The organism is Methylobacterium sp. UNC300MFChir4.1, assembly GCF_900110155.1.
GTDB lineage: Bacteria > Pseudomonadota > Alphaproteobacteria > Rhizobiales > Beijerinckiaceae > Methylobacterium.
Window position 1 is genome coordinate 326,984 of the sequence record NZ_FOCS01000003.1, and the last position, 25,233, is coordinate 352,216.

General features: G+C 72.2%; 21 protein-coding genes, 2 tRNA genes and 1 pseudogene. 13 read left to right on the forward strand and 11 right to left on the reverse strand.

Annotation, left to right across the window (positions count from 1 at the left end):
* Positions 1-160 precede the first annotated feature (160 nt).
* Entirely contained in the window at positions 161-304 is a 144-nt protein-coding gene (locus tag BMY19_RS30805) for a hypothetical protein (protein ID WP_170862919.1), read from the reverse strand.
* A 512-nt stretch (positions 305-816) separates the two neighbouring features.
* Between BMY19_RS30805 and BMY19_RS07155 the strand changes: the two genes are divergently transcribed.
* Positions 817-1,089: a hypothetical protein gene (locus tag BMY19_RS07155; protein WP_020092139.1), complete on the forward strand. Its 273-nt coding sequence runs from the start codon at positions 817-819 to the stop codon at positions 1,087-1,089.
* Positions 1,090-1,262: 173 nt separating this feature from the next.
* Here the strand turns inward: BMY19_RS07155 and BMY19_RS07160 are convergent, their stop codons facing one another.
* Positions 1,263-1,556 carry a hypothetical protein gene (locus BMY19_RS07160; protein WP_100251282.1) on the reverse strand — a complete coding sequence of 98 codons (294 nt, stop codon included), beginning with the start codon at positions 1,554-1,556 and terminating at the stop codon, positions 1,263-1,265.
* Positions 1,557-1,787: 231 nt separating this feature from the next.
* Positions 1,788-4,463, reverse strand: coding sequence for an excinuclease ABC subunit UvrA (locus tag BMY19_RS07165; RefSeq protein WP_100251283.1), 2,676 nt, complete (start codon positions 4,461-4,463; stop codon positions 1,788-1,790).
* Positions 4,464-4,923: 460 nt separating this feature from the next.
* Here BMY19_RS07165 and BMY19_RS07170 point away from each other — a divergent pair, with 460 nt between their 5' ends.
* Positions 4,924-5,577, forward strand: coding sequence for a dienelactone hydrolase family protein (locus BMY19_RS07170; protein ID WP_280141608.1), 654 nt, complete (start codon positions 4,924-4,926; stop codon positions 5,575-5,577).
* Positions 5,578-5,591: 14 nt separating this feature from the next.
* Here the strand turns inward: BMY19_RS07170 and BMY19_RS07175 are convergent, their stop codons facing one another.
* Positions 5,592-6,104: a CYTH domain-containing protein gene (locus BMY19_RS07175; RefSeq protein WP_100251333.1), complete on the reverse strand. Its 513-nt coding sequence runs from the start codon at positions 6,102-6,104 to the stop codon at positions 5,592-5,594.
* Positions 6,105-6,694: 590 nt separating this feature from the next.
* On the opposite strand from BMY19_RS07175, the pseudogene BMY19_RS07180 reads away from it, so the two are divergent.
* From BMY19_RS07180 to BMY19_RS07190, 3 genes and pseudogenes are all read left to right on the forward strand, one after another.
* A pseudogene (locus BMY19_RS07180) lies at positions 6,695-7,156 on the forward strand (glycine cleavage T C-terminal barrel domain-containing protein); the annotation flags it as partial.
* Positions 7,149-7,736, forward strand: coding sequence for a sarcosine oxidase subunit gamma (locus BMY19_RS07185; protein WP_100251284.1), 588 nt, complete (start codon positions 7,149-7,151; stop codon positions 7,734-7,736). The pseudogene BMY19_RS07180 and the gene BMY19_RS07185, both read left to right, overlap by 8 nt.
* Positions 7,733-9,085 carry an L-serine ammonia-lyase gene (locus BMY19_RS07190; RefSeq protein ID WP_100251285.1) on the forward strand — a complete coding sequence of 451 codons (1,353 nt, stop codon included), beginning with the start codon at positions 7,733-7,735 and terminating at the stop codon, positions 9,083-9,085. Before BMY19_RS07185 ends, BMY19_RS07190 begins: the two co-directional genes overlap by 4 nt.
* 35 nt (positions 9,086-9,120) lie before the next feature.
* Here the strand turns inward: BMY19_RS07190 and BMY19_RS07195 are convergent, their stop codons facing one another.
* The 4 genes from BMY19_RS07195 to BMY19_RS07210 form a co-directional block, all read right to left on the reverse strand.
* Positions 9,121-9,633, reverse strand: coding sequence for a prolyl-tRNA synthetase associated domain-containing protein (locus tag BMY19_RS07195; protein ID WP_056527911.1), 513 nt, complete (start codon positions 9,631-9,633; stop codon positions 9,121-9,123).
* Positions 9,634-9,641: 8 nt separating this feature from the next.
* Entirely contained in the window at positions 9,642-11,282 is a 1,641-nt protein-coding gene (locus BMY19_RS31250; protein ID WP_244534854.1) for an FAD-binding protein, read from the reverse strand.
* A 130-nt stretch (positions 11,283-11,412) separates the two neighbouring features.
* A complete protein-coding gene (locus BMY19_RS07205) occupies positions 11,413-13,278 on the reverse strand; it encodes a glycoside hydrolase family 15 protein (RefSeq protein WP_100251286.1) in 1,866 nt (621 codons plus the stop codon).
* A 126-nt stretch (positions 13,279-13,404) separates the two neighbouring features.
* Positions 13,405-14,649: an acyl-CoA dehydrogenase family protein gene (locus tag BMY19_RS07210; RefSeq protein ID WP_100251287.1), complete on the reverse strand. Its 1,245-nt coding sequence runs from the start codon at positions 14,647-14,649 to the stop codon at positions 13,405-13,407.
* Between the two features lie 124 nt (positions 14,650-14,773).
* Between BMY19_RS07210 and BMY19_RS07215 the strand changes: the two genes are divergently transcribed.
* The gene (locus BMY19_RS07215; protein WP_020092151.1) at positions 14,774-15,529 is read left to right on the forward strand and encodes a response regulator; all 756 of its coding nucleotides are present in this window, start codon (positions 14,774-14,776) and stop codon (positions 15,527-15,529) included.
* Complete coding sequence (locus BMY19_RS07220) at positions 15,526-16,935, forward strand: ATP-binding protein (RefSeq protein ID WP_056527902.1); 1,410 nt, start codon at positions 15,526-15,528, stop codon at positions 16,933-16,935. The genes BMY19_RS07215 and BMY19_RS07220 overlap by 4 nt, the downstream gene beginning before the upstream one ends.
* Positions 16,936-16,959: 24 nt before the next feature.
* Here BMY19_RS07220 and BMY19_RS07225 read toward each other — a convergent pair whose 3' ends face one another.
* Positions 16,960-19,116 (reverse strand): methyl-accepting chemotaxis protein, encoded by a 2,157-nt coding sequence (locus BMY19_RS07225; protein WP_091676677.1) that lies wholly within the window; start codon positions 19,114-19,116, stop codon positions 16,960-16,962.
* 415 nt (positions 19,117-19,531) lie between these two features.
* Between BMY19_RS07225 and rocF the strand changes: the two genes are divergently transcribed.
* The 3 genes from rocF to BMY19_RS07240 all read left to right on the forward strand — a co-directional run bounded on the left by rocF (position 19,532) and on the right by BMY19_RS07240 (position 21,551).
* Complete coding sequence (gene rocF / locus BMY19_RS07230; protein WP_100251288.1) at positions 19,532-20,500, forward strand: arginase; 969 nt, start codon at positions 19,532-19,534, stop codon at positions 20,498-20,500.
* Entirely contained in the window at positions 20,500-21,360 is an 861-nt protein-coding gene (locus BMY19_RS07235; protein WP_100251289.1) for an urease accessory protein UreD, read from the forward strand. Before rocF ends, BMY19_RS07235 begins: the two co-directional genes overlap by 1 nt.
* A gap of 117 nt (positions 21,361-21,477) precedes the next feature.
* Positions 21,478-21,551: transfer RNA gene (locus tag BMY19_RS07240), tRNA-Cys, on the forward strand.
* Between the two features lie 48 nt (positions 21,552-21,599).
* Here BMY19_RS07240 and BMY19_RS07245 read toward each other — a convergent pair.
* A complete protein-coding gene (locus tag BMY19_RS07245; RefSeq protein ID WP_100251290.1) occupies positions 21,600-23,279 on the reverse strand; it encodes a methyl-accepting chemotaxis protein in 1,680 nt (559 codons plus the stop codon).
* Positions 23,280-23,597: 318 nt separating this feature from the next.
* Positions 23,598-23,834, reverse strand: coding sequence for a hypothetical protein (locus BMY19_RS07250; protein ID WP_056527886.1), 237 nt, complete (start codon positions 23,832-23,834; stop codon positions 23,598-23,600).
* A gap of 268 nt (positions 23,835-24,102) precedes the next feature.
* Here BMY19_RS07250 and BMY19_RS07255 point away from each other — a divergent pair.
* The 3 genes from BMY19_RS07255 to BMY19_RS07265 all read left to right on the forward strand — a co-directional run bounded on the left by BMY19_RS07255 (position 24,103) and on the right by BMY19_RS07265 (position 25,126).
* A tRNA-Asn gene (locus BMY19_RS07255) sits at positions 24,103-24,178 on the forward strand.
* Positions 24,179-24,522: 344 nt separating this feature from the next.
* The gene (locus BMY19_RS07260) at positions 24,523-24,747 is read left to right on the forward strand and encodes a hypothetical protein (RefSeq protein ID WP_244534855.1); all 225 of its coding nucleotides are present in this window, start codon (positions 24,523-24,525) and stop codon (positions 24,745-24,747) included.
* Positions 24,748-24,883: 136 nt separating this feature from the next.
* Positions 24,884-25,126: a hypothetical protein gene (locus tag BMY19_RS07265; RefSeq protein WP_091976397.1), complete on the forward strand. Its 243-nt coding sequence runs from the start codon at positions 24,884-24,886 to the stop codon at positions 25,124-25,126.
* The last annotated feature ends 107 nt before the right edge of the window (positions 25,127-25,233 follow it).

Here is a 25,233-nt window from a genome sequence, read left to right on the forward strand (position 1 = left end):
GACTGTCGCCCGGCTCACAGCGTGAAGCGGCTCGCGCAGCTTCCAAGTGGCTGCTCAGTGTTCGACCCGGACGTCACGACGGCCCACGCCTTGGCGCGTCGCTCCTCGGCGCGTGGATCCTAACCGACTTGGCCAGAACCGGCCGCTCGCTCGCCGCTCGTTAGGCATCGGTCGACCAGAGCAGCAAGACCCGGCCGAGGGTGTCCCGCTCGGTCTGACCGATCGCGTTGCGGCATTGGACGATCCGCTGCCGCGAGCCGCCCGCGCCGGTGCGCAGGCCGAAGACAGGGAGGTCGTCGAACACCCCGAGGCGATCTTTTCTGACCGCGAGTTCGCGGCGGCAGCGGTCTGTTCGGCGAGGCGACTTCCGGCAAGCACGCAGAGCGACTTCAGCGGTGCCCCGCGTTGGACAATCGGCGGGTCCATCAATTTCGGGAACGCACTCAAGCTGTCGGCGACGCCGGTAAGCAGGACATGCGCGTCTCGGCGCCCGGAGCGTCGTCCTCTTAACGCAGCGGGTCCGAGGTTCGAACCCCAGTGCGCCCACAGAACCTTCGAGGACTATGACCGAACCGCTCGGCAGCGTACTCCGCCAACCCTTCTTGCCTTCGGCGCGTCTTACGAAGGTGCGGTGCGTTTTCCGATCTCGACGTGGGGGCGCCGTCCCGGTTAGCTGGTGTGGCACGGATCGGAGGGTCAGGAGGGAGCTGTGACAGGAGCTCGGCTGCGCGTGTCCGCCCCAAGGTGTCGTGCCCGCGCCGGTCGCGTCAGCGTAACGCCCTGCATGTCCGGCGGAGAGCGGGATCGGGAGGGGACATGACATCCACCGCTCTCGCCGTGATGATGGCCGGCGTGCTGGGGGCCTTCTGCACGATCGTGTTCGCGGTCGACTGGGTACCGGGCTCCGTCGTTGGATTGCCGAACCTGCCGAGCCGGCGGGTGATCGGCCTGTGGGTCTACAACGGAGTTCTCTGCCTCGCCCTGGCCGCTTGGTTGGTGTGCACGTATTTCTGCACCGTCGACGGCTACGACGACATTCCCGCAGTGCGCGACAGCTACTGCAGGCCGCACGCGACCGTGGGCGCGTGACCGGCGCTTCTCCGGGCTCGGCGGGGTGCCGTGGCCCGCACGGGGGCCACCCTGAAAGTCGGGTCCGCGGCGGCGCAATACGGGTCAGGGCCTGACCAACCGTCCGCCGCGCGGCACGCCGACGGCGCTGGATCGGCCGGTGACGTCCGGCCGGAATGCCCGGCGCGGATCTGTTAGCTGAGCTTGTCGTCGGGCTCCGTGGGCTCCACGCTCGTGCCCAGCGCACCGCCCGCGGGCGGATCGGTCCGACCGCGCTGGTCCCGGCTCGAGACTCCGTCCGTCTCGCCCGCCCGCTGCCCATGCGGGTGCAGCGCGTGACGGTCGGCGCGGGCCATCTCCTTGTGGGTCGGGATGGACCGCCACGGCGCGGAAGCGGTCCCCAGGCGAAGCGTTGAAGGGGACCGCGTGAGGAACACCGCGAGCAGGACCCACGGAATGACGAACACGGCGAACGCGGTGAGGCCCATGGCGATCCTCCGGAGAATTTAGCAGTAACGGTTGAAACTCCGGCGGCTCAGTACTGATCCCGCAAACCTCACTTTAATCGATACTGCACCGCAGCGCGTTCTCCGGCGCGCAAGACGCGGAACACGATCGACCGGCCAGACCGTCGGACCACTGCCGGCAACCCAGCGCGTGACGCGTGCGCGCGGCACGCCTTCGTCCTCCGAGCCCTGTGCCGGCCGCGGTGGGTGACCTCAGCCCGGCGGCCGCGTGCGGACCGTCGCGAGTTCCTCGCGCAGATAGGGCGCCGTGCGGCCGGCCGCGGCCGCGGCGACGATCTCGGGCCGGCCGGCGGCCACGACGGTGCCGCCCTGGTCGCCGCCGCCGGGGCCCATGTCGATCACGTGGTCGGCCCGGGCGACGACGCGCATGTCGTGCTCGACCATGACGACGGTGTTGCCCGCGTCGACCAGACCGTTGAGCTGGACCACGAGGCGGTCGACGTCGGTCGGGTGCAGGCCGGTCGTCGGCTCGTCGAGGACGTAGAGCGTGCCGCCGCGCTGCCCGCGCTGCAGCTCGGTGGCGAGCTTGATGCGCTGGGCCTCTCCACCGGAGAGTTCGGTCGCCGGCTGGCCGAGCCGCAGGTAGCCGAGGCCGAGATCGCGCAGCACGGTGAGCGGCCGCAGCACGGACGGCTCGTCCGCGAAGGCCGCGCAGGCCCGGTCGACGGTCAGCGCGAGCACGTCCGCGATGCTCAGCCCGTTCCACGTCACCGCCAGCGTCTCCGGCGCGTAGCGGGCGCCGTGGCAGGTCGGGCAGGGGGCGTAGACGCTCGGCATGAAGAGCAGCTCGACGCTGACGAAGCCCTCGCCCTCGCAGGCCGGGCAGCGCCCCTTGGCCACGTTGAAGGAGAAGCGGCCCGCATCGTAGCGGCGCCGCCGAGCCTCCGGGGTCGCGGCGAACAGCTTGCGGACGGCGTCGAACAGTCCTGTGTAGGTGGCGAGGTTCGAGCGCGGCGTGCGCCCGATGGGCTTCTGGTCGACCTGCACCAGGCGCCCGATCCCGTCCATGCCGCCGGCTATGCGGCCCTCCGACGGGCCCGGCACCTCGTCCAGGGGATCGTCCGGCTCGTCCTCGGTCTTCACCGGCCGGCCGAGACGCTCGCCGACCAGCTCGAGCAGGGCCTGACTGACCAAGCTCGACTTCCCGGAGCCCGAGACGCCGGTCACGGCGGTGAGACACCCGATCGGGAAGGGGACCGAGACGCCCTTCAGGTTGTTGCGAACGATGCCTTCGAGGCGCAGCCACCCCGCGGGCTCCCGCGACGGCCGCGGGGGCGCCTCCACCAGCCCGAACAGGTAGAGCCGCGTCCGGGACGCCGCGACGTCACGCAGGCCCTCCGGCGGCCCGCTGTAGAGGATCGTGCCGCCGTTCTCGCCCGCTTCCGGCCCGACGTCGACCAGCCAGTCGGCGCGGCGCATGGTGCCGATGTCGTGCTCGACGACGAAGAGCGAATTGCCCGCGGCGCGCAGCTCGGCCAGCGCGTCGTGCATGGCGTCCCCGTCGGCGGGGTGCAGACCGGCCGTGGGCTCGTCGAGCACGTAGACGACGCCGAACAGCTGTGAGCGCAGCTGGGTCGCGAGGCGGAGGCGCTGCAGCTCACCCGACGACAGGGTCGTGGTGACACGGTCCAGCGAGAGGTAGCCCAGGCCCAGATCCGCGAGCGTCCCGATGCGCGCGATGAGGTCCGAGGCCAGGCGCTGGGCGGCGAGGCGCTTCTCGATCGACAGGTTCGGCGTGACGCGCACGTCCGGCGCGCCCGCATGGGCCGAGCCACCGGACGCGGCACGCTCGGCGCGGTCCTTCCGGCCCACCGCGCGGTCGAGGGTGGCGGGTGCGGCGTCGGCCTCGGGCTGCCGGTCCTCGGCCGCCGGCCTCAGGGCCTCGGCGAGCGCCGAGAGCGGCATGCGTGAGAGCGCGCCGATATCTAGCCCGGCGAACGTGACCGAGAGCGCCTCGGGCTTCAGCCGCTTGCCGTGGCAGGCCGGGCAATCCTCGCTCACGAGGTAGCGCGCGGCGCGGCGGCGCATCAGCGCGCTCTGCGAGTTGGTGAAGGTGCCGAGCACGTGGCGGCGGGCGCTGGTGAAGGTGCCCATGTAACTCGGCTCCAGGCCGCGGCGGCGGGCGAGCCGCGTCTGCTCCGGGGTGAGGCCGGCATAGACCGGCTCCTGCGGCTGCTCGTCCGTGAACAGGATCCAGTCCCGGAGCGTCCGGGGCAGCGCTTTCCAGGGCGTGTCGACGTCGACGCCCCGGCTGACAAGGATGTCCCGCAGGTTCTGGCCGCCCCAGGCCTGCGGCCAGGCCGCGACGGCCCGCTCGCGGATCGTCAGGGACGGGTCCGGCACCATCGAGGCTTCCGTCGCCTGGTAGACCCGCCCGAGGCCGCCGCAGGACGGGCAGGCGCCCTGCGGCGTGTTGGGCGAGAAGTCCTCGGCGTAGAGCATCGGCTGGCCGGGCGGGTAGGTGCCGACGCGCGAGTACATCAGGCGCACGAGGCTCGACAGGGTCGTGACGCTGCCGACCGAGGAACGCGCGCTCGGGGTGCCGCGCTGCTGCTGGAGCGCGACAGCGGGCGGGAGGCCCTCGATCGCGTCGACGTCGGGGACGCCGACCTGGTCGATCATCCGCCGCGCGTAGGGCGCGACCGATTCGAAGTAGCGGCGCTGCGCCTCCGCGTAGAGGGTGCCGAAGGCCAGCGAGGACTTGCCGGATCCGGAGACGCCCGTGAACACGACGAGCGCGTCGCGCGGCATCTCCACGTCGATGTCGCGCAGGTTGTGCTCCCGCGCGCCCCGGACCGTGACGTAGCCCGTCCGCCCCGCACCCGCCCGCGCGATCGTCGTGTCGCGCCGGGGTTTCGCTTGGTCCATGAGCAGCCTTCTCGAAGGAGGCCGGCGCCCCCGCGGATCGTGAAATCGGGAGACCGGAGACCGGAGACCGGCGCGGGCGACGGGGCCGTCACCGCGCGGGCCGCCGCGGCGACCCGTATACCGTCCGGCCCGCAAACCGAAACCGGACCGCGCCGGGAACGCGTCAGACATCTGGCTTCGCGGCGGAGCGACCGGGATAGCACGGTCGCAGGCGTGGACCGTCGCCGCAGCACCACCGGACCGGATCAGGTCACGGGCCTTCTCCTCGCTCCTGGCGATCGGCGGCCCGAGACGTGGGGTGCGGTCGACGGCCTGGCGATTTTCCGAAGGCGGGCGCAGAACGTGCGGGCGCCCCGTCGAGGAACCGAGCATGGTCAACGAGCACGTCGCGATCCGGACCGAGGACGGCGTATGCGGGACGCACGTCGTCGCGCCGGACGGCGCGGGGCCCTAGCCGGCCGTGATCCTGTACATGGATGCCGGCGGTATCCGACCGGCCCTCGTCGACATGGCGCGGCGGCTCGCGACCGGCGGCTATCTCGTTCTGTTACCGGACCTCTTCTACCGCTACGGGCCCTATGGCCCCTTCGTCCCCGCTGACGTGTTCAAAGGCGATTTCCGAGCGATCCTCGGCCCGCTGATGGCGACGACGGACAATCTCAAGGCCGCGACCGATACAGCGGCGCTCCTCGCCTATCTCGACACGCGCGACGACGTCGCGGGGCGCGCGGTCGGGGCGGTAGGCTTCTGCATGGGCGGCCGCATGGCCATCACGGCGGCCGGCACGTATCCGGACCGGTTCGCCGCCGTCGCCAGCTTCCACGGCGGCAATCTCGCGACCGAGGAACCCGCGAGCCCGCATCATCTGGCACCAGCGCTGAGGGCCGAGATGTATATCGCGGCCGCCGAGAACGACGGAAGCTATCCGTCCGCGATGGCCGAGAGGCTGGAGACGGCGCTGTCGCGAGCCGGTGTTCGGTATGCGGCGGAGACCTATCCCGCCGCGCACGGCTGGATGATGCCGGACTTCCCCGTCCACGATCGCGCGGCCGCGGAGCGCGGCTGGGCGGCGATGGGCGCCCTGTTCGACCGCGCCCTGCGCAGCACAGGCTGAGCGCGGCCGCGTCGCTAAGCGGCCACCGGCAGCCGCAGCACGTCGTCCATCGTGATCGGCCGGCCGGCCTCGCAGCAGAGATGGAGCAGTGTGGACTGGCGGAACCGCAGGTCGCCGGTCACCTCCTCGCCGAGCCAAGCGGGCTTGCTGAAGGACTGATCGGCCCGCGCGAGCTCGACCTCGGCCAGGACCATCCCGGCCAGCGAACCCTGGAAGACGTCGACCTCCCAGGTCAGCCCGTCGTGCGGCACGCAGTAGCGGATCTTCTCGATCACGTTGCCGGTGCACACCTGATCGACCATGGCGGCGCCGTCGGCATGCGGGATCTCGTACTCGAACTCCGCGCGGGCGATGCCTTCGCGGGCGCCCTTGACCGTCAGCCAGGCACGCTCGCCGTCGAGCCGCACCCGGACCTTTCCGCGCGCGAAATGACCGACCAGGCCGTCCTTCAGGTGCCGAATGGATGTGGCCGCGTCGCGCCAGCCCACGCCTGCCACGAGGAACTTCCGCTCGATCTCTAACCGCATCCACGCGTCCATTGCTTCGGCCGGACGCCTCGTAGCCCATCGGGGCCGCCGAGTCAGGCGTACTGGGTCATCCGGTGCGGACGCACGGGAACGGGACTCGGCCTCGACGCAGATGTGCCGCTCACCGTTGCGGCAGAACGATCGTCAGCCTCTCGGATCGCCGTCGATCCGGCGACGTCGTGCCCGGGCGCGAACCGTGCCGTCGGCGTGACCGAGTCGATGATCGCGGGAGCTTAAGAACAAGCGGCGGCGCCGCGAACGATGCGCCTGCAAAGGAACGCGGCCGTTCCTGCACAATATGTTCTCATCGCTGTTTAAATCGGTGCCAATGCTGCAGCGCATTGTGAATTCATGACGGTAAAATCCCGGAGGTGTCGTCTTCCCGCCAGAAAGCGTCGCAGAAAGGAAAGCCCGTGAGGGGGCCGCCGGTAGCTTTTCTTTGTCATTGATAAAAGGCTTGCTAGGCTCGGGGCAACAAGTGACGACTGGAAGATGCAGTAGATCGCAGAGATCGTAACCACATGGGTCGTATTACCTTAGCGGGCGTGAGCAAGATCTTCGGCTGGAGCTGCGCGAGGACCTCGCGACCCGGGACCGAGACGATGCACGTGCTCCGGGCCGAGAAGGGCTACATCATCGTCGGCCAGGAGACGGACGGGACGATCACCCCGGACGATGTCGGGCTGGCCGGCATGATCGCCAAGGCGAAGACGGATTTCGTCGGTAAGCGCTCGCTCGCCCGGCCCGACGGGGTCGCCTCCGGCCGCAAGCAGCTGATCGGGCTCGTCACCGACGACCCGCGTTGCGTCCTCGACGAGGGCGCCCAGGTCGTCGCCGACCCGAACCAGCCGATCCCGATGCGGATGCTCGGCCACGTCACCTCGAGCTACTGGAGCGCGAACTGCGACCGCTCCATCGCGCTGGCCCTCGTGACGGGCGCGCGCGATCTATTCGGCCGGACCCTCCACGTCACGACCCCGGACGGCTTCACCACCGCGACCGTGGCCGAGCCGGTGTTCTTCGATCCCAAGGGGAAGCGCATCCATGCTTGAGGCACGCTACCGCACCGCCCGGGCGCTCCCGCTCGGCCGCACCGAGGCGCCGGCCGGCGCCGGACTCCTGATCCGGCCGGCCGAAGCCGAGGCGCGCTTCTCCCTGCGCCTGCGCGGTCCCCGCACGTCGGCGGCCGGTCTCCCCCTCGACCGCCCGATCAACACCCTGTCGGGCGACGAGACCCGGTGGATCGCCCGCCTCGGCCCCGACGAGTGGCTGATCGGCGCGCCCGAGACCAATGCCGCCATCCTGGCCGCCGCCGTGAGCACCGACCTCGCCGGCCGGACGCACGCCCTCGTGGACGTGTCGCACCGCAATGTCGGGATCGACGTCCGCGGGGACGCGGCCGCGATCGCCCTCAACGCCGGCTGCCCCCTCGACCTCGGCGACGCCGCCTTCCCGGCGGGCAGCGCCACCCGCACGCTCCTCGGCAAGGCCGAGATCGTGCTGATCCGTCGCCCCGGCCCGGTCCCGACATACCGGGTTGAGTGCTGGCGGTCCTTCGCGACCTACGTGTATGGCTTGCTGCAGGAAGCCGCCTTCGGGGCCGGCCCGCTGGAGAGAGCCGCCGCGCGATGATCAGCGCCTTCGATCTGTTCAAGATCGGGATCGGCCCGTCGAGTTCCCACACGATCGGGCCCATGGTGGCCGCGCGCCGCTTCCGCGACCGCGTCGCCGGCCGGGCCGGCGTCGCGCGGGTGTCCGCGGAGATCTTCGGCTCCCTCGCCTGGACCGGGCGCGGCCACGGCACCGACGTGGCGATCTTCCTCGGCCTGCTCGGCCACGAGCCCGCGACCGTCGATCCGGACGCCGTGACGGGCTACACGCGAACCCTGGCCGAGACCGGCGCCATCGGCCTGCCGGGCGTCGCCTTCGACACGACGAAGGACCTTGTCTTCAACTTCGCCGAGGTCCTGCCCCGCCACACCAACGGCATGCGCTTCCGCGCCCTGGACGCCGACGGCGCCGTGCTGGACGAGGTGGTCTGCTACTCGGTCGGCGGCGGCTTCGTCGAGGAGGAGGGGGCGGGGGAGACCGGCGGCCTCGGCGCCGTCGCGGTGCCCCACTCGTTCGAGAGCGGTGCCGACCTGCTGCGGATCTGCGCCGAGACCGGCCTCACCATCCCGCAGGTCCAGATGGCCAACGAGCGCGCCCTGCGCACCGAGGCGGAGATCGAGGCCGGGCTCGACGCCGTCCGCGACGCCATGCTGGCCTGCATCAGTCGTGGCCTGCGCATGGACGGCGAGCTGCCCGGCGGCCTCAGGGTCCGGCGGCGCGCGAAGCGCCTGTACGAGACCCTCGAGGCGAACCGCCTCACGAACAGCCGGCCGGCCCACGAGATCATGGACTGGATCAGCCTGTTCGCCCTGGCGGTGAACGAGGAGAACGCGTCCGGCGGCCGGATCGTCACGGCGCCGACCAACGGCGCGGCCGGGATCGTGCCGGCGGTGCTGCGCTACATCGTCGACTTCTATCCCGGCTGGAGCGAGGCGCGCGGCCGCGATTACCTCCTCGCCGCCGCGGCGATCGGCGGCCTGATCAAGCGCCGGGCCTCGATCTCGGGCGCCGAGGTCGGCTGCCAGGGGGAGGTCGGCTCCGCGGCCGCCATGGCGGCCGCCGGGCTCGCGTCCGTCCTCGGGGGCGACGCGCGGCAGGTCGCCAACGCCGCCGAGATCGCCATGGAGCACCATCTGGGCATGACCTGCGACCCGATCGGCGGGCTCGTCCAGATCCCCTGCATCGAGCGCAACGCCTTCGGCGCCAACAAGGCGGTGGCGGCCGCATCCCTCGCCCTCCACGGCGACGGGGTGCATTTCGTCAGCCTCGATCAGGTCATCGAGACGATGCGCCAGACCGGCCACGACATGCAGGCCAAGTACAAGGAAACCTCCCTCGGCGGCCTCGCGGTCAACGTCGCCGCCTGCTGAGCGCGACGTCCCGCGCGGCCTCGCAGGGGACCGTGTCAGGCCGCCTGCGACGCTCCCGGCAGCGCGAACGGCTCCGGCGCGTGACCCTCCGCGCGGAGCGCGGCCAGCAGGTCGTCGGGCGCGAGGTTGAGGGTGCGCGTGCTCACCAGGGGATGGACGTTGATCCGCGCCTCCGCGAGCAGGCTGTCCTGGACGAAGATCCGCACGCTGCCCGGCGCGGCGTTGAGGGCGGCGAGCGGCGACACCGCGCCGCTCGCGACGCCGAGCTGCGCGCCGAGCGCCTCGGCACTGGCGAAGGACAGGCCGCCCCGCGCGCCGAGGACGGCCCGGAACGCCTTCAGGTCCACCTGGGCGTCGTGACGGAGCGTGACGAGGAAGTACGTCTTCTTGCCGTCGCGCAGGAACAGGTTCTTGGTGTGCGCGCCGACGATGTCGCCGCAGGCCGCCATCATCGCCTCGACGGTCAGGACCGGCGCGTGCTCGTAGAGCTTGTAGGCGACCCCGAGCGCGCGCAGCCGGGCCAGGAGATCGTCAGAGGTCATAGCCATCGGTTTCCTCATCGGGATTCGCGGGCCGGCGGACCGAGGACGCCGATCCGGCGCAGGTGAGTCAGAATCTCCCGGGCGGCCTCGTCGGGCTCGGGCCGGACGAGGAGGCGCCCGCCGACGGACGGCGCACCTTTCACGATTTTCGGCCGGCGGCGATAGGGGCGCTCCTCGAAGACCGGGACGGGGACCGCCGCCGCGGCCGGGTCGCCCGCAACGGTCTCGATCACGCCGTGCGGCGCCTGCCCGTAGGCGAAGGGGAGCGCCGCGGGCGCGTCGGGATGGATCGTGGCCAGGACCGGCCCGCGCAGGCTCACGCGGCGGCGGGCACCGCGGCCGAGGGTCTGGTCGAGGGACAATTTGCCCGCGTTGCCGGCCGCGAGGGCGACGATGTCGGGGATCAGGAGGCCGTCGAGGGCCTCCGCGACCGCGTAGGGAACCATCCCGGTCTCGTCGCCCCCCTGGCCGCGACGGCCCGCGAGGATCAGGCCGGGCGCCATCCCCGCGAGGCGCGCGGAGAGGGCCGGCACTGGATCTGCCCCCGCCGGCACGCGGACGTGGACGATCCGGGACAGGCCGTGGCCCAGCGCGTCCGCGACGGCGGCCGCGGCCGGCCCGGCGTGAAGGCCCACGGCCTCGCCGAGGCCCGTCGCGAGGCGGATCGCCTGGGCCTCCAGCCGCGGCAGGGCGGGCATGACCTCCTGCGCGTCCTGCACGATGGCGAGGCCCGCCCGCTCGATCATCGCCGCGTGCAGGTCGGTGTTGACCGCCACGACGTGCTCGCAGCCCGCGATACCCTGCAGGTGCTGCGGCGCCCCCGAGATGCCGAGGGCGAGGTAGCAGGTCGCCGCCAGGACGGTGCCGGAGGCGCCGACCTGGGTCCGACGCGGCATCAGCCCGGAGTCGCACAGGACCCGGCTCGCGCCCGGGGTCGCGCGGAGCGCCGCGACCAGCTGCCGGAACGCGTCGAGGTCGGTGACGCCGTTGCCCGCGGCGGTGACGAACGCGGCGAGGGCGAGCGGCACCGTGGCGGGGTCTGCCGGGACGTTCTGCGCCGAGAGGATCACCGTCCGGGCGGGCGCGAGCCCCGCCGTCGCGACCGCCAGCGGCCGCGCTTCCCTGGGCGGGCCGGCATACTCGGCCACCGCGTCGGGGGCGACGGTGGCGAGCAGCCCGGGCGCGGCCCGCTGCTCGACGCTGCGGCCCCGCGCCGGGCGGATCAGCCCGGAGGCGGAGACGCCCTCGGCCTGGGTGAACAGCGGCGCGCCGAGCCGGACCGCGACCCGGCGGGCGACGTCGCCGCCGTCGAGGGATTCCGGGAACAGGACGTGGCGCGGATCGAGCGCTGTCAGGGCCGCGACGATCCGGGCGGCCCGGCCGGCGGGATCGTAGGCGCTATCGTGGAAGGCCCGCACGGCGCCGTCGTCGTCCCGGACGATCGCCACCGAGGTCTTGCCGATGTCGACGACCATGACCTCGCCGGCCTCCGGCACGTCGGGCTCGACGCCGACGTAGATCCAGTGGCGGCCGAAGATGTCCGCCATGTCGGCCTTGAAGACTTCGGGGCTCAGGTAGAACTCGGCCGGCAGGCTGTAGCCGCGACGGCGCTCGCGCCAGAGACGCTGCAGAGGGGTCGGCGTCACGTCGAGCATGGGACCTCCGGAGCCATTCAGGCCCCGAAACTATCGTCGCCGGACCGGCCGCCCGCTGCCACGCCAGCGACACTCGCTTGGTCAACGGCGACGTGGCGTGGATTGGCCCGTGCCGGGGGCCGGGGCGCCGCTACTCGGCAGCCGACCGCGTGACGGTCTCCGCCCCGTCGTCCACGCCGAAGCGCGCGATGCTGTCCTCCAGCCGCAGCGCGGCGTTGATCAGGGCCATGTGGGAGAAGCCCTGCGGCGTGTTCCCGCGCTGCGCCCCGGTGGCCGGGTCGATCTCCTCGGCGAGCAGCCCGACATCGTTGCACCGAGCGATCAGCCGCTCGAAGGCGGCCCTGGCCTCGCCGGTCCGCCCGTCGAGGGCGAGGCAGCCGACCCGCCAGAAGGCGCAGGCCGTGAACGTGCCCTCGTCGCCCTCCAGCCCGTCCTCCATGCGGTAGCGGTAGATCAGGTCGCCGGCGCCCAGCTCGCGCTCGACCGCCGCCAGGGTCGCGCGCATGCGCGGCTCCCGCGGGTCGAGGGCCCCGAACAGGGCGACGCGCAGGACCGCGGCGTCGAGGTGGTGCGAGTCGTAGGCGCCGACATAGGCCTGCTTCTCGGCGTTCCAGCCCTTCTCCAGGTATTCCGACCGGATCTCGGCGGCGATCCGCTCCCACTCGGCGATCTTCGCCTCCGGCACGCCCGCGATGTTGCGGGCGATCCGGGCCGCGTCCCGCAGCGCGACCCAGAGCATCGCCTTGGTGTGGACCTGCTGGCGGGGCCCGGTGCGCAGCTCCCAGATGCCGTTATCCGCGTCGTGGCGGTGGCGGATGGCCCGGGCGGTGAGGTTGTCCAGCACCTCCGGCAGCCGGTCGTTAACCTTCTCGGGCGGGTCGTAATCGACCGCCTCGAGGAAGACGCACAGCGCCCGGAGCAGCTCGCCGTAGATGTCGTGCTGGTCCTGGCACTCGGCGATGTTGCCGATCACCACCGGCCCCACGCCGTTCCAGCCGGCGAGGTGGCTCAATTCCTCCTCCGGCGGCATGTCGCCGGCGATGCCGTACATGAGCCGAGTCGCCCGCCCGAAGGTGCCGTCGCGCTCGCGCAGGAAGCGCAGGAACTCGGACGCCTCGCGGACGTAGCCCAGCATCACGAAGGCGGTGACCGTGAAGGCGGCGTCCCGCATCCAGGTGAAGCGGTAATCGTAGTTGCGGTTGCCCGGCACCGCCTCGGGCAGGCCGGCCGTGGCCGCCGCCACGATCCCGCCCGAGGGCGAGTAGGTCAGCAGCTTCAGGCACAGGGCGGACCGCATCACCGCGTCCCGGTAGGCGCCGCGATAGGTGCTCCGGGCGCACCAGCGGCGCCAGTAATCGGCAGTCGACTCCAGCCGCCTCTGGGCGCCGGCGAAATCCTCGATGCAGGCCTCGTCCTGGTCCTCGCCGTGGGTCAGGACCAGGTAGGCGGTCTCGCCCTCCGCGAGGTCGAAGCGGACCTCGGCCGCGTCGCCCGCGAGGGTCGGGCACGCGTGCGCGTTGACCCGCACGCGCCAGTCACCGGCCTCGAACAGGACCGACCCGCCCTCGACCAGCGGGGTGCAGGGGCGGCGGGCGTAGTCGAAGGTCGGACGGATCCGGAACACGCCCGAGACCCGGCCCTGCTCGCAGGTCAGCAGCCGGATCAGGCGGCTCTCGCTCTCGCCGTCCGGCCCCTCGTCGGGCTCCGGGCTCGGCGGGTTGACGGGCATCAGGTCGACGAGGCGCGCCCGGCCGGTCTCCGTGGTGAAGGTCGTCTCCAGGATGTTGGTGTCCGGCAGGTAGCGGCGCGCGCTCCCGGTCGGGCCGTCGAGGGCGAGGCTGCACGATCCGCCCTTCTCGTCGTCGAGGAGCTTCACGAACAGCGCCGGCGAATCGTGGCGCGGCCAGCACAGCCAGTCGATGGAGCCGTCCCGGGCGATCAGCGCGCAGGAATGGGTGTCACCGATGAGGGCGTAATCGCTGATGGGCTTCGACACGGGGCTTCCGGATGGCGGCACCCGGTCCGCCGGGCAGGACAGAGTCCTGAGGTAGCCGGGCGGCGCCGGGCGGGGAGTCCCGATCGACGATTCGCCGCACGGCCGCGCGCGATCGCTCCCGGTCGGTCAGGCCCCGGGCCGCGGCAGCATACGGTCGCTGATGATCCGCCGCTGGATCTCGCTCGTGCCCTCGAAGATCGTCGTCAGCCGCGCGTCGCGCCAGTAGCGCTCGACCCGGCGCTCGGTGGTGTAGCCGTTGCCGCCGTGGAGCTGCATCGCCTGGTTGGTGACCCGAACCGCCATCTCGGTGGCCAAGAGCTTCACCATCGCAGACTCGCTCTCGGCGGGCTCGCCCTGGTCGAGGAGGTGGGCGGCCTGATGCCAGAAGGCCCGCGCCTGCGCGACCTCGGCGGCCATGTCGGCCAGCGCGAAGCGCAGCGCCTGGAAGTCGCCGATCGGGTGGCCGAACTGGACCCGCTCCTGGAGGTAGCACTGGCAATCCTCGACCGCCGCGCGTGCGACGCCGACGGCCCGCGCCGCCGTGTGGACCCGGGCGATGTTGAGGCCGCGCTGGACGGCGGCGAACCCTCCGGAATCCGCGTCCGCCCCCTGGTCGCCGTAGAGCCCGGTGAGCCGGTCGCTCTCGGGCACGCACACGTCCTCCAGGCTCAGCTCGAAGGTCTGGAAGCCGTGATAGCCGATCTTGTCGATCACCCGGCCGGTCACGCCGGGCGGGAAGCTGTCGCGCTCCTTGAGCACGAGGAACGGCTCGAGGCCGGCCGAGCGCGACTCGCCCGGCTCCGGGTCGCGGGTCCGGGCCAGAACCTCGATGAAGTCGGCGCCCTTGGCGAATCCCGCCCAGCGCTTGGTCCCGGTGATCCGCCACCGGTCGCCGTCGCGCACCGCGCGGGTCTGCACGCCGGCGAGGTCGGACCCGGCATCGGGTTCCGACAGCGAGATCGAGCCGATCCACTGCCCCCGGGCCGAGCGCCGGAGCAGCTCCGCCCGGCGCTCCGGGTCGAGGGTCTGGGTGCCGAGACCCTGACCGCGGGCCAGGATGCTGCCCACCGAGAGCCAGGCCCGGGCCAACTCCTCCGAGACGAGGCAGTACTCGAACACGCCGAGCCCGAGGCCGCCGTGCTCCGCCGGGATCGTGATCCCGAACCAGCCCTTCTCGGCCATGGCGTCGATGAGCGACCGCGGCATCTCGGCCTTGTGACGGTCGAGCTCGTCGGCGAGCGGCAGGACGGTGTCGCGGGCGAAGGCCCGGGCCTCGTCCTGCAGCGCCGCACGCGCCTCGGTGCGCCAGGGCGAGGCGAGTTCCGGCGGCTTCGGCGCGATCAGGTCCTTCCGATCCTCGGTTCCGGTCATCGTTCCCCCCTGTGATGTGACGCCGTGCGGCAACTCAGTTCAGGTCCGTGCGGGAAACACGCGCTTACAAAATGGTTCCGTGCCCCATCTTCGAATAATCGGCGGACGGGGTCATAATAGCTTGATGATGCAGGCCGAACCGCAGACCGACTCCTTCGCGATGAGCGCACCCGCAACACCCCACATCCTCGTCGTCGAGGACGATCGGGAGATCTCGGCGCTGATCGCGCGCTACCTGCGCGGCAACGATTGCCGCGTCACGCTGGCCGGCGACGGCGCCGACATGGACCGGGTCCTGGCGGAAGCGCGGATCGACCTCATCGTGCTCGACCTGATGCTTCCCGGCGAGGACGGCCTGAGCCTGTGCAGGCGCCTGCGCGGTACCTCGCAGATCCCGATCCTGATTCTGACCGCGAAATCCGAGGACGTGGACCGGATCCTCGGCCTCGAACTCGGCGCCGACGACTACCTCGCCAAGCCGTTCAACCCGCGGGAGTTGCTCGCCCGGATCCGCGCGATCCTGCGCCGGGTCGCCGCCGAGGCGCCGGACGCCGACGAGCGGCGGCGGCTGCACTTCTCGGGCTGGACCCTCGACGTCTCCCTGCGGCAGGTCCTGTCGCCAGAGGGCGCCCGCATCTCGATCACCGGTGCGGAGTTCGACCTCCTCCACGCCCTGTGCCTCCGGCCGGGGCGGGTGCTGTCCCGGGACCAGCTCCTCGACCTCACCCAGGGCCGCGCCGCGGGCCCGTTCGAGCGGAGCATCGACGTGCTGATCTCCCGGATCCGCCAGAAGATCGAGCGCGACACCCGCAACCCCGAATTCATCCGCACGATCCGGTCCGGGGGCTACCTGTTCACGCCCGAGGTCACGCGGTCATGAGCGGTCTGGGGCGCCTCCGCGCGCGGCTGCGTCCGAAGACGATCGCGGGCCAGATCGCGCTGCTCGTGGTCGCCGGCATCGCGGTGGCGCACGTGGTCGCCACCGCGGCGTTCCTGATGCTGCACGAGTCGCAGAATCCCGACACGCTGCCGGGCGTGGCCGCGAGCCGCCTCGGCGTTCTGGTGAGGCTCATGGACGCCGCCGACCCGGCGGCGCGACCGGCGCTGCTGGCGAGCGGCCGCAGCCTGCCGCTGATCCAAGTCGAGCCCTGGGACGGGACGGTGCCGCCGGGTGCGAAGCCGGCCCCCGACCTGCCGGTGATCCGCAAGCTGCGCTACGGCGCCGGCCGGCCGGTCACGATCACCGACCTCGCCGCGGCCGATCCGGCGCGCGACAAGTCGGACGGCCGCCTCCATATCGGCATCGTCACGCCGGCGGGTGTGCGGGTCCAGGCGACGCTGCCGAACGACCCCCTGAGAGGCCCCCGCCAGGGGGCGCTGATCTTCACCGTGGTGTTCCTGGCGCTGACGCTGGCGCTGCTCTGCGTCTGGGCCACGCGCGCCCTCACGGCGCCGCTGAAGCGGCTCGCGGGCGCGGCGGAAGCTTTCGGCGCCCGCGACGACCATGTGGCGCTGCCGGAGGCGGGGCCGCGCGAGGTGCTCGCCGTGTCCCGGGCGCTGGACCGGATGCGGTCGCGCGTCCGCCGCCTGATCGACGACCGGACGCAGATGCTGGCGGCGATCAGCCACGACCTGCGCACGCCGATCACCCGGCTGCGCCTGCGCGCCGAGTTCATCGAGGACGAGAACGCCCGGGCCTCGACCCTGCGCGACCTCGACCAGATGAACGGCCTCGTCGAGGCGGCGCTCTCCTTCGTGCGCGACGGCCAGATCCGCGACGCGAACAGCCACAGCCTCGTGGATCTCGCCTCGGTGGTGCAGACGGTCTGCGACGACTTCTCGGATTTCGGCGCACCGGTCAGCGTCAGCCGCAGCCGGCACGTCCTGGTCCAGGGGCGGCCCGAGGAACTCCAGCGGGCGGTGACCAACCTCGTGGACAACGCCGTGAAGTACGGCGGCCGGGCCGACGTGCAGATGGAGGCCTCCGAGCGCGGCGTCCGGGTCTGCATCCTGGACAATGGCCCGGGGATCCCGGAGGCGGAGCGCGAGGCGATGCTCCAGCCCTTCGTGCGCGGCGACCGGGCGCGCAATCTCAACGAGGCCAGCGGCTTCGGCCTCGGCCTCTCGATCGTGCAGGCCATCGTCGAGGCCCATAACGGGCGCCTGCGGCTGGAGAACCGCCCCGAGGGCGGGCTCTGCGCGGCGATCGAGCTGCCCCTGGCCGCCCAGGCCTTCGCGGGGCGCGCGGCGCACAAGCCCGCGCCGCTCCCGGCCGAGGCGGCCTGAGGCCGCCTCGGGTCCCGTTCGCTTCTACGCCGCCCGCACGTTGCGGAGGAACTGCGCCACCTCGGCGCGGAGCTGCTCCGAGCGCGTCGCCAGCGAGTCGGACGCCTGCGCGACCGAGTCCGCGGCCTCGCCGGCATCGCCAGCGACCCGCGCGACCTCGGCGATCTCCAGGGTCATCGTGCCGGTGCCGGCCGACGCCTGCCCCATGCTGCGCACGATGTCCTGCGTGGTGACGCCCTGCTGGTCCACCGCGGCGGCGATGCTGGTCGACACTTGGTTCATCGCCTCGATCTGGGCGGTGATGCCCTGGATCGCCCCGGCCGCGTCGCCCGTGACCGTCTGGATCGAGGCGACCTGACGGCTGATCTCCTCGGTGGCGCGGGTGGTCTGGGCGGCGAGCTCCTTGACCTCGGCGGCGACCACCGCGAAGCCGCGGCCCGCCTCGCCGGCGCGGGCGGCCTCGATCGTGGCGTTGAGCGCCAGCAGGTTCGTCTGCCCGGCGATGGTCGAGACCATGCCGACCACGTCGCCGATGCGCGTCGCGGCGGCGGCGAGGTCGGTCATGGTCTGCTCGGCCCGGCGGGCCTCGCCGACGGCGGTGGCGGACATGCCGGCGGCCTGCTCGACCTGCCGGCCGATCTCCTGGACGGTCGCGCCGAGTTCTTCGGCCGCGGCCGCCACGGTGTTGACGTTGTCGGAGGTCTGCTGCGCGGCCCCGGCGACGCTGGTCGAGCGCTCGGAGGTGCTGGAGACCGCGGCGCGCATCGTGTCCGAGGCGCCCTGAAGCTCTGTGACGGCGCCGGTCAGGCCCTCGACGATGCCGCCGACCGAGTGCTCGAAGCCGTCGGCCAGCTGCTTGAGCATGGCGCGCCGGCTCTGCTCCTCGCGCAGGCGCGCGGCCTCGGTGGTCTGGAGCTGCTGGGCGGCCTCCTCCAGCGACATGTCGCGGATCGTGACCACGGCGCGGGCGATGTCGCCGATCTCGTCCCGCCGCTTGCTGCCCGGCACGTCGGTCAGCGCCTGGCGATCGGCGAGGGCCTTGAGCGCGCGGGTGAGGGCACCGAGCGGCGCCACGATCGAGCGGGCGAGCAGCAGGCCGAGCAGGGCCGTTCCGGCGAGCACGAACAGGCCGGTCAGGATCAGCGTGCGCGACAGGGCCTGGACCGCGTCGATCGCCTCGGCCTGGGTCTGCTCCGCCACCACCGTCCAGGGCGCGCCCAGGACGGTCACCGGCGAGGCGGCCGCCATGTGGGTGCCGTTCTCCGCCGCGAAGTCGACGGGACCGCCGGCCTTGACCCGGTCGGCGGCGAGGCCGATCCCGGCGAGGCCCGCGCCGGCCCGCACGCCGGGGTTCAGCGGCGGGTTGCTGCGCAGGAGGCCGTCCGCGCCGACCGCCAGGATCTGGCCCGTGTCGCCGAGACCGGTCCGCTTCGACAGCGTCTGGTCGAACAGGGCCGGCGTGACCCGCATGACGATGAAGCCGATCCGCTCGGCCGCCTGCGCGGTGCCCATGGCGACGTTGGCCCGCTTGGTCATGGCGCGGCCGAGGAAGGCGGCCGGGACCCCGTCCACCGGGTAGGCGGCGAAATCCTCGTACAGGACCGCGCCCGGATCGGCGGATTTCAGGCGCTCGACGAGGCGCGCGAGCGCCGTCCCCGCCAAGCCGTCCTCCGTGACCGCTTTGCCGAAATCGGCGCCCTTCGTCGTGGTGTAGTCGATCCGGCCGTTGTCATCGATGAACATCAGGTCGGCGTAGCCCGGCTGGGCCACGAGCTTGCGCGCCACCTCCTGAACCTTGACGTGCCGGCGGGCATACATCGACGACATGCCGCTGCCGTCGAGGGCGACCCGCGCCTCGGCGGTCTGCGGCGCGCGGAACGCCGCGATGACGCTCTCGGTGTCGGGCTTCGCCGGGTCGAGGTTCTCGAGCAGGTCGGGGAAGTTCGAGACGATCTGCGGGTGGGCCGCCACCGCCAGGAAGTCGGCCTGCGCCCGATCCGCCACCAGCTCGATCGCGTCCCGGCGCGCCGCCGCGGCGAGTTCGAGGCGCTCGTGGGCCGCGGTCATCAGGCCCGCCCGCGCCGAGTACCAGCTGAATCCGCCCATGGCGGTGGCGCTCAGGAGCGCCAGGCCGACGGTCGTCGCGGGAAGGCGCGTGCTCAGCCGCGATAGCGAGATCATGATGCCCCTGTATTCTTTGGTAGATTGGTTTGACGTGAACCAATCGCCCAATCCTTATAAAAATCTCGTAAACACCGATACACCGCTCAAAACTTGAGCACATGCGGAACATACAACTTAAAGAACAGTCTTGGCACCATGATTCCAAGTTGTGAATGGTCGAGCGCCCGTTCCGGCAAGATTTCGCCGCGCGGGTCGTCACGGACGCCCGCGCGGCGTTGAGGGATGCGCGGCATCCGGCCAAGTTTCGGCCAGCCCGTTTCGGGCAGCCCGTCGTCCCGCGGCCGCCCCGGACACACCGTCACGGATCTTGCTGGCCGATCCCGTCTCGCGGTCGGCGTCATCGGCCGTTTATGAGTCCGGGTGGTAGAGCGACCGCGGAGCACGGGCGCTTCGCGACGGCGATGGAGGTGGGATGAGCGGCGAAGACCAGCCGGACCGGGCGCGTAGCATCGCGCTGATCGGGGCCCCGATCGAGGTCGGGACCAGCGAGGCCGGCGCCCTCATGGGCCCGGCGGCCCTGCGCACGGCCGGGCTGGTGCGGGCGCTCGCCGAACTCGGCCACGCGATCGCGGATCGCGGCGACGTCGCTCCGGACGGGCCTGCCGGGACGCGCGGGCTGGACGGTGTCGCCGCCTGGACGCGCGCCCTGTCCCGCGCCGTGGAGGACGCCCTCGACGCGGGGGCGCTGCCGCTGACCGCCGGCGGCGACCACAGCCTGTCCCTGGGCTCCGTCGACGGGGTGATGCGGCACTGCGCGCGGGGCGGCCGGCCCGTCTTCGTCCTCTGGCTCGACGCCCACGCCGACTTCAACACGCCGGCGACCTCGCCCTCCGGCAACGTCCACGGCATGCCGCTCGCCGCCCTGTGCGGCGAGCCGGGCTTCCCGCCGCTCTTCGCCGAGCCGGCGCCGGCGCCCCTGCCGCCCGCCGACGTCCACCTGTTCGGCCTCCGGTCGATCGATGCCGGCGAGCGCGCCCTCGTGACGGCGCGCCGGGTCGGCGTCACCGACATGCGCACGATCGACGAGTTCGGCGTCGTGGCGCCCCTGCGGCGGGTGCTCGACCGCGTCGCCGCGCGGGGCGCGCACCTCCATGTCAGCCTCGACATCGACTTCCTCGATCCGTCGATCGCCCCGGCCGTGGGCACCACCGTTCCGGGCGGCGCCACCTTCCGGGAGGCCCATCTGATCATGGAGATGCTCCACGATTCCGGTCTGGTCCGCTCCCTCGACGTGGTGGAGCTCAACCCCTTCCTCGACGAGCGTGGCCGCAGCGCCCGGGTGTTGGTCGAGCTGGTGGCCAGCCTGTTCGGCCGGCGCATCCTCGACCGGCCGACCCTGCCGATCGAGGCCGTGCCGGCAGAGCCGGCCGGGCGCGCCTGATGCACGGCCCTCTCGCGCCCTCATCCGCGCCCGAGATGACCGCGCCCGCGCGCCAGCGCTCGGACGGGCGCGTCCAGCTGCGTGTCGGACTGGCCCGTCCGGGCGGCGGGACGCGCATCCTGGATCTGGCAGAAGCCGGGCCGTCGCGGCTGCGCTTCCCCCGGGGGACCGGCGCGCCGGAGGCGGTCCTCGTCAACACGGCGGGCGGCGTCGCCTGCGGCGACACCTTCGCCATCGACCTCACGCTCCAACCGGGGGCCGAGCTGGTTCTGACCACGACGGCGGCCGAGAAGATCTATCGCTCTGACGGCCCCGTGAGCCGCATCGTCAACACGCTGAATCTGGGGGAGGGGGCCGGCCTCGCCTGGTTGCCGCAGGAGACGATCCTGTTCGATCGGGCCCGGGTGCGGCGGCGCTTCGTGGCCGATCTCGCCGAGGGGGCCGCGCTGCTCGCCGTGGAGGTCGTGGCGTTCGGCCGCGCCGCCCGGGGCGAGCGGATCGGCGACGGGCTGTTCGCGGATTCCTGGCGGATCCGCCGGGGCGGGCGCCTCGCCTACGCCGACGACCTCCTGCTGGAGGGGCCGATCAGCGACCACCTCGCTCGCCCGGCCATCGGCGGCGGCGCCCGCGCCTGCGCGACGATCCTCGACCTCTCCGCCGGGGCGGAGGCGCGCCTCGAGGAGGCGCGGACCCGGCTGGCCGAGGCCGCGTCGCCCGGGACGACGGCGGCGGCGAGCGCCTGGAACGGCCATCTGGCGGTCCGCGCGCTGGGCGACGCGGTCGGGCCCCTGCGGGGGCTCGTCGCCCGCTTCCTCGCGGGCTACCGCGGCCTGCCGATGCCGCGGGTCTGGCAGAGCTGACGCGGTCCGCGCGATCCGGGCCTCGGGGCCGTTGCCTGCGACCGCCGACCTCTGCTAGAGACGCGCACCCGGAGCTGTCCGCCAAGCTCCGGACGGGACGGCAGCGCCGTTCGGGAAGGCCTCGTGGCGGAGTGGTTACGCAGAGGACTGCAAATCCTTGCACCCCGGTTCGATTCCGGGCGAGGCCTCCATCCTTCCCAGACAGATTGTGCCGGCCGTGACGGGCCGGTGCGCGCCCGTCAGGCGCCGTGGACCTCCACCATGAAGGTCTCGATCGCCCGCTGCAGGCTGTGGGTCCCGGCATTGACCCGGGCGGCGCTGCCGCGCACCTGCCCGGCCTGCGCCTCGTTGGACGCGGCCGCGGCCTGAACGCCCGCCACGCTCTCGGAGACCTGCCGGGCCTCCGCGGCCGCGCCGAAGATCGCCCGCGCGATCTCCTGGCTGGCCTGCCCCTGCTGGTCGGTGGCGTCCGCGACCTCGGAGGCGATCAGGCTCATCCGGGCGATGGTCTCGCCGATCGTGCCGATGGCGCCGACCGTGCGCCCGGCGGCCCCCTGGATCGCCCCGACCTGCCCGGTGATGCGGTCGGTGGCGAGCGCCGTCTGGCCGGCCAGCGCCTTCACCTCCGCGGCGACCACCGCGAATCCCCGCCCCGCGGCGCCCGCGCGGGCCGCCTCGATCGTGGCGTTGAGCGCGAGGAGGTTCGTCTGCTCGGCGACCTCGCGGATCAGCGTGACCACGGCGCCGATCTCCTCGGCCGCCTGCGAGAGGCTCATCACCGTCTCCTTGAGCCCCTGCGTGTCGGAGAGGGCCGAGGTGGCGATCGCGCTGGTGTGACGGACCCGCGCCTCGATCTCCCGCGCCGAGGCCGAGAGTTCCTCGGCCGCGCTGGCGATGCTGTCGACGAGGCCCGCGCTCTGCTGCGACGCTCCGGCGACGACGGCCGACTCGGCCGCCATCGCGCCCGCGTTGCCCGAGAGCGTGTCGGCCGCCGTCTGCATCGCCTCGGCCGAGTCGGCGAGATCGGTGACGGCGCGATGCGTCTCGGCCTCGAAGGTCCGCGTGGCCGCGGCCAGGGCCTCCGCCCGGCTGCGGTCGCGGTCGCGCCGCGCCTGCGCCTCGGCGTCGAGGTCGCGCTTCTCGATCAGCGCCGTCTGGAACGCCGCGATGGCGGCGGCCATCTCGCCGATCTCGTCGCGGCGGTGCGTGAACGGGATCGCGCGGCCGAGATCGTTGGCGGCGAGCGCCGTCATCCCCTCCTTGAGCCGATGCAGCGGTCGCCGCACCTGGCTCACGATAATCCAGATCGCCGCGAGGAGGCCGAACGCCAGCGCCGCGGCCGGCACGGCCACCAGGGTGATCCGCGCCCGACGGCGGTCGGCCGCGTCCGCGGCGCGGCGGGCGTTCAGGCGGTTCAGCACCTCCCGTCCGAGAATGCCGATCTCGGCGACCATGCGCTCGCGGTTCTTCACGGTCGCCTCGTCGGTCGCCTGGATCAGCGCGGCCTTGGGCGAGACCGTGAGGCCGAGTTCGGCCGTATCGGTCTGGTAGGCGACGAATTCCTTGACGAAGAGGTCGAACCGCCGCCGACGGTCGGCGGGGAGCTGATCCTCCATGGCCTCGAGGAAGGGCACCCGCACCTGCTCCACGGTGGCGAGGGCGTCGTGGAGCGCCGACAGCCGCGTGCGCGCCTCGGTCGTGTCCTCCGCGGTGTAGAGGGCCGTAGCCTGCACCACCGCGTGCTCGATCGCCTGCCCCAGGGCGCCCGCCTGAAGGCCGGCGTTCCAGATCCGGTCGGTGGCGGCCGCCCGCTCCTGCTCCCAGTTCGATTGTCGAACCGCGAAGGCAGCGATGCCGATCGCCACCAGGGCCAGCAGCCCGATCACCGCGGAGAGCTTCAGGCCGAGTGAGATGCGCATGGCGACGAGCCGCTTCTGGCCGGAGATTCGTGTGACCGCAGCTATATTGAAGCAAAACTTTTTGAACAGGTAAATATAGCCGGCAAAAACATTTATCTTATACTCCGAAGCTCCGAAATTTTTGCCATCGCGCGGCCCGGCTCAACCTCCGCATCCAAGAGCTCATCGGAGGAAGAATTCGCGGATCTCGGCCGGTGCCGGATTGTCAGTTCAGTCTCGCGAGCGCTGCCGGCAGATGCGCCGGCAGGCAGGAGCACTGTTTCGCCCGGACGAAGCTGGATCGCCGCGCGCCCGACCGCGCGGGACACGGGTCGGCGATCACGGCAGGCGGATCTCGGTCCGACCTGGGATGCACGGCTCCGGAAGCGGTAGGGCGGCCACGATCTCGCGACGGAGATCGTCGCGCTGGGCCTCCACGAGGTCGGGGAGGATATCGGCCTCGTGCTCGTCCAGGGCCGCGATCAGGCGGGGATGGTCGGCGCTCCACTCGAAGGCGACGCGCACCTCGCGTTCGGCGTAGGGGTCCTGTGGGTCGAGGCAGCGATGGGTCGGCATAGCGGCAGGGTCGTCACACCGGCGCGCCGGCAGGCGGTCCCCGTAGGAGCGGGAGACGACAGACGGATGACTTCCACCGGCCGCGGACCGGCAGAGCCGGCGACGGGCCTCGGCGACGATGTTGCCGATCAGTCACATTCCGGGCCTCCCGACCTCCGCGGGAGGCGCCACGCGCTGTGTCGGGGGGCGCAGCGCGTCGGTTTGGACGCGGATCGTGCATCGAGGCCCTTGCGTCACGCCATCCCGGTGTGTAGAGACCCCCTCGTGATCCCCGATAGCTCAGTTGGTAGAGCAGGCGACTGTTAATCGCCTTGTCGCAGGTTCGAGTCCTGCTCGGGGAGCCATCCACTTACCAACATCTTGATCGAACTGAGTTTTCGGATCTCTCACCCGTCCCGGGTTCTGAGGTTCGGGAACAGCGTTGCCGTTCCGGCATCCGTCAATACGTGCGACGTGCCGTGTTCGACTGGCGCGATGCGGGCGTGCCGGCGCCTCTGCCGACCGGTGCCGTCGCAGATCGATCCTCCACACTCCCCGCGGGATCCGGCGCGCGGTGGCGCCGATGGATGGCGGGATGTTTCGCGCGCCCTCGAACGTCTACGTCGTGCGCCCGTGCCGCCCGCCCCGATGTGGCGCGGCGCGCTGAGCCACGACGACAGGCACGGCGGTGATCCCGATGTCGGGCGGCATGCTCGGTTCCCCGGCCCTGGCGGCCGTCTTCACGCTGGGGTGCTTCGGCATCCACAGCGCGCGCCGGCATCCGGACGCGGTGACCATCGGTCTGTTCCTCCTGCTCGGCCTGCTCGCGTCCCTGTATGTCGGCCGGCACGTCGGACCGGACGCGCACCATCCCACGTGGCAGCACGAGGCCCTGTATCGCGAGAGCGCGCCGACGTCGCATCCGACGATGTGACGGACGTGGCACCGCGCTGTCGGAACGCGCGGCGACTTCGACCTCGATCGACCTCGATCGACCGCGACGGCCGTCGCGTGTGGCCGATGGCCTCGCGGTGACCTAGTTCTCGGAGCCCTCCTGCGAGAGACCGGCCATGGCTTTCCCCGATGCGAACGAACCCAGCGCCCCGTCGATCAGCGCCCTCGAGCTGGTCAATACCCTGATCGAGCGCAAGGAGAGCGGCGAGCCGGTCGACGCCGACATCCTGTCTTTCCTGACCGACATGGAACGGCTCGGGCTCACCGACACCGATGCCTACGCGACGCTCGACGCGTATCGGCCTGGGCCCGCACTGGGTGCGACCGGCGGGGATGACGCGAGCGAGGCGGACGCCTAGCGCCGGCGATCCGCCGCGCCGTCCCGGCCGGTCGTGACGATGGCACCTTCATCCCCGCCGTCGCCGCAGCGTCGGCGGGGATGGTCCGAGCCGGATGCGGCCGTCGT

What these genes read in the sequence shown, in the direction of transcription:
- BMY19_RS07155 (WP_020092139.1), top strand. Translation starts at nt 817, where the DNA reads ATGACATCCACCGCTCTCGCCGTGATGATGGCCGGCGTGCTGGGGGCC.
- BMY19_RS07160 (WP_100251282.1), bottom strand. Translation starts at nt 1,556, where the DNA reads ATGGGCCTCACCGCGTTCGCCGTGTTCGTCATTCCGTGGGTCCTGCTC.
- BMY19_RS07165 (WP_100251283.1), bottom strand. Translation starts at nt 4,463, where the DNA reads ATGGACCAAGCGAAACCCCGGCGCGACACGACGATCGCGCGGGCGGGT.
- BMY19_RS07175 (WP_100251333.1), bottom strand. Translation starts at nt 6,104, where the DNA reads ATGCGGTTAGAGATCGAGCGGAAGTTCCTCGTGGCAGGCGTGGGCTGG.
- BMY19_RS07185 (WP_100251284.1), top strand. Translation starts at nt 7,149, where the DNA reads ATGCTTGAGGCACGCTACCGCACCGCCCGGGCGCTCCCGCTCGGCCGC.
- BMY19_RS07190 (WP_100251285.1), top strand. Translation starts at nt 7,733, where the DNA reads ATGATCAGCGCCTTCGATCTGTTCAAGATCGGGATCGGCCCGTCGAGT.
- BMY19_RS07195 (WP_056527911.1), bottom strand. Translation starts at nt 9,633, where the DNA reads ATGGCTATGACCTCTGACGATCTCCTGGCCCGGCTGCGCGCGCTCGGG.
- BMY19_RS31250 (WP_244534854.1), bottom strand. Translation starts at nt 11,282, where the DNA reads ATGCTCGACGTGACGCCGACCCCTCTGCAGCGTCTCTGGCGCGAGCGC.
- BMY19_RS07210 (WP_100251287.1), bottom strand. Translation starts at nt 14,649, where the DNA reads ATGACCGGAACCGAGGATCGGAAGGACCTGATCGCGCCGAAGCCGCCG.
- BMY19_RS07215 (WP_020092151.1), top strand. Translation starts at nt 14,774, where the DNA reads ATGATGCAGGCCGAACCGCAGACCGACTCCTTCGCGATGAGCGCACCC.
- BMY19_RS07220 (WP_056527902.1), top strand. Translation starts at nt 15,526, where the DNA reads ATGAGCGGTCTGGGGCGCCTCCGCGCGCGGCTGCGTCCGAAGACGATC.
- BMY19_RS07225 (WP_091676677.1), bottom strand. Translation starts at nt 19,116, where the DNA reads ATGATCTCGCTATCGCGGCTGAGCACGCGCCTTCCCGCGACGACCGTC.
- rocF (WP_100251288.1), top strand. Translation starts at nt 19,532, where the DNA reads ATGAGCGGCGAAGACCAGCCGGACCGGGCGCGTAGCATCGCGCTGATC.
- BMY19_RS07235 (WP_100251289.1), top strand. Translation starts at nt 20,500, where the DNA reads ATGCACGGCCCTCTCGCGCCCTCATCCGCGCCCGAGATGACCGCGCCC.
- BMY19_RS07245 (WP_100251290.1), bottom strand. Translation starts at nt 23,279, where the DNA reads ATGCGCATCTCACTCGGCCTGAAGCTCTCCGCGGTGATCGGGCTGCTG.
- BMY19_RS07250 (WP_056527886.1), bottom strand. Translation starts at nt 23,834, where the DNA reads ATGCCGACCCATCGCTGCCTCGACCCACAGGACCCCTACGCCGAACGC.
- BMY19_RS07260 (WP_244534855.1), top strand. Translation starts at nt 24,523, where the DNA reads ATGCTCGGTTCCCCGGCCCTGGCGGCCGTCTTCACGCTGGGGTGCTTC.
- BMY19_RS07265 (WP_091976397.1), top strand. Translation starts at nt 24,884, where the DNA reads ATGGCTTTCCCCGATGCGAACGAACCCAGCGCCCCGTCGATCAGCGCC.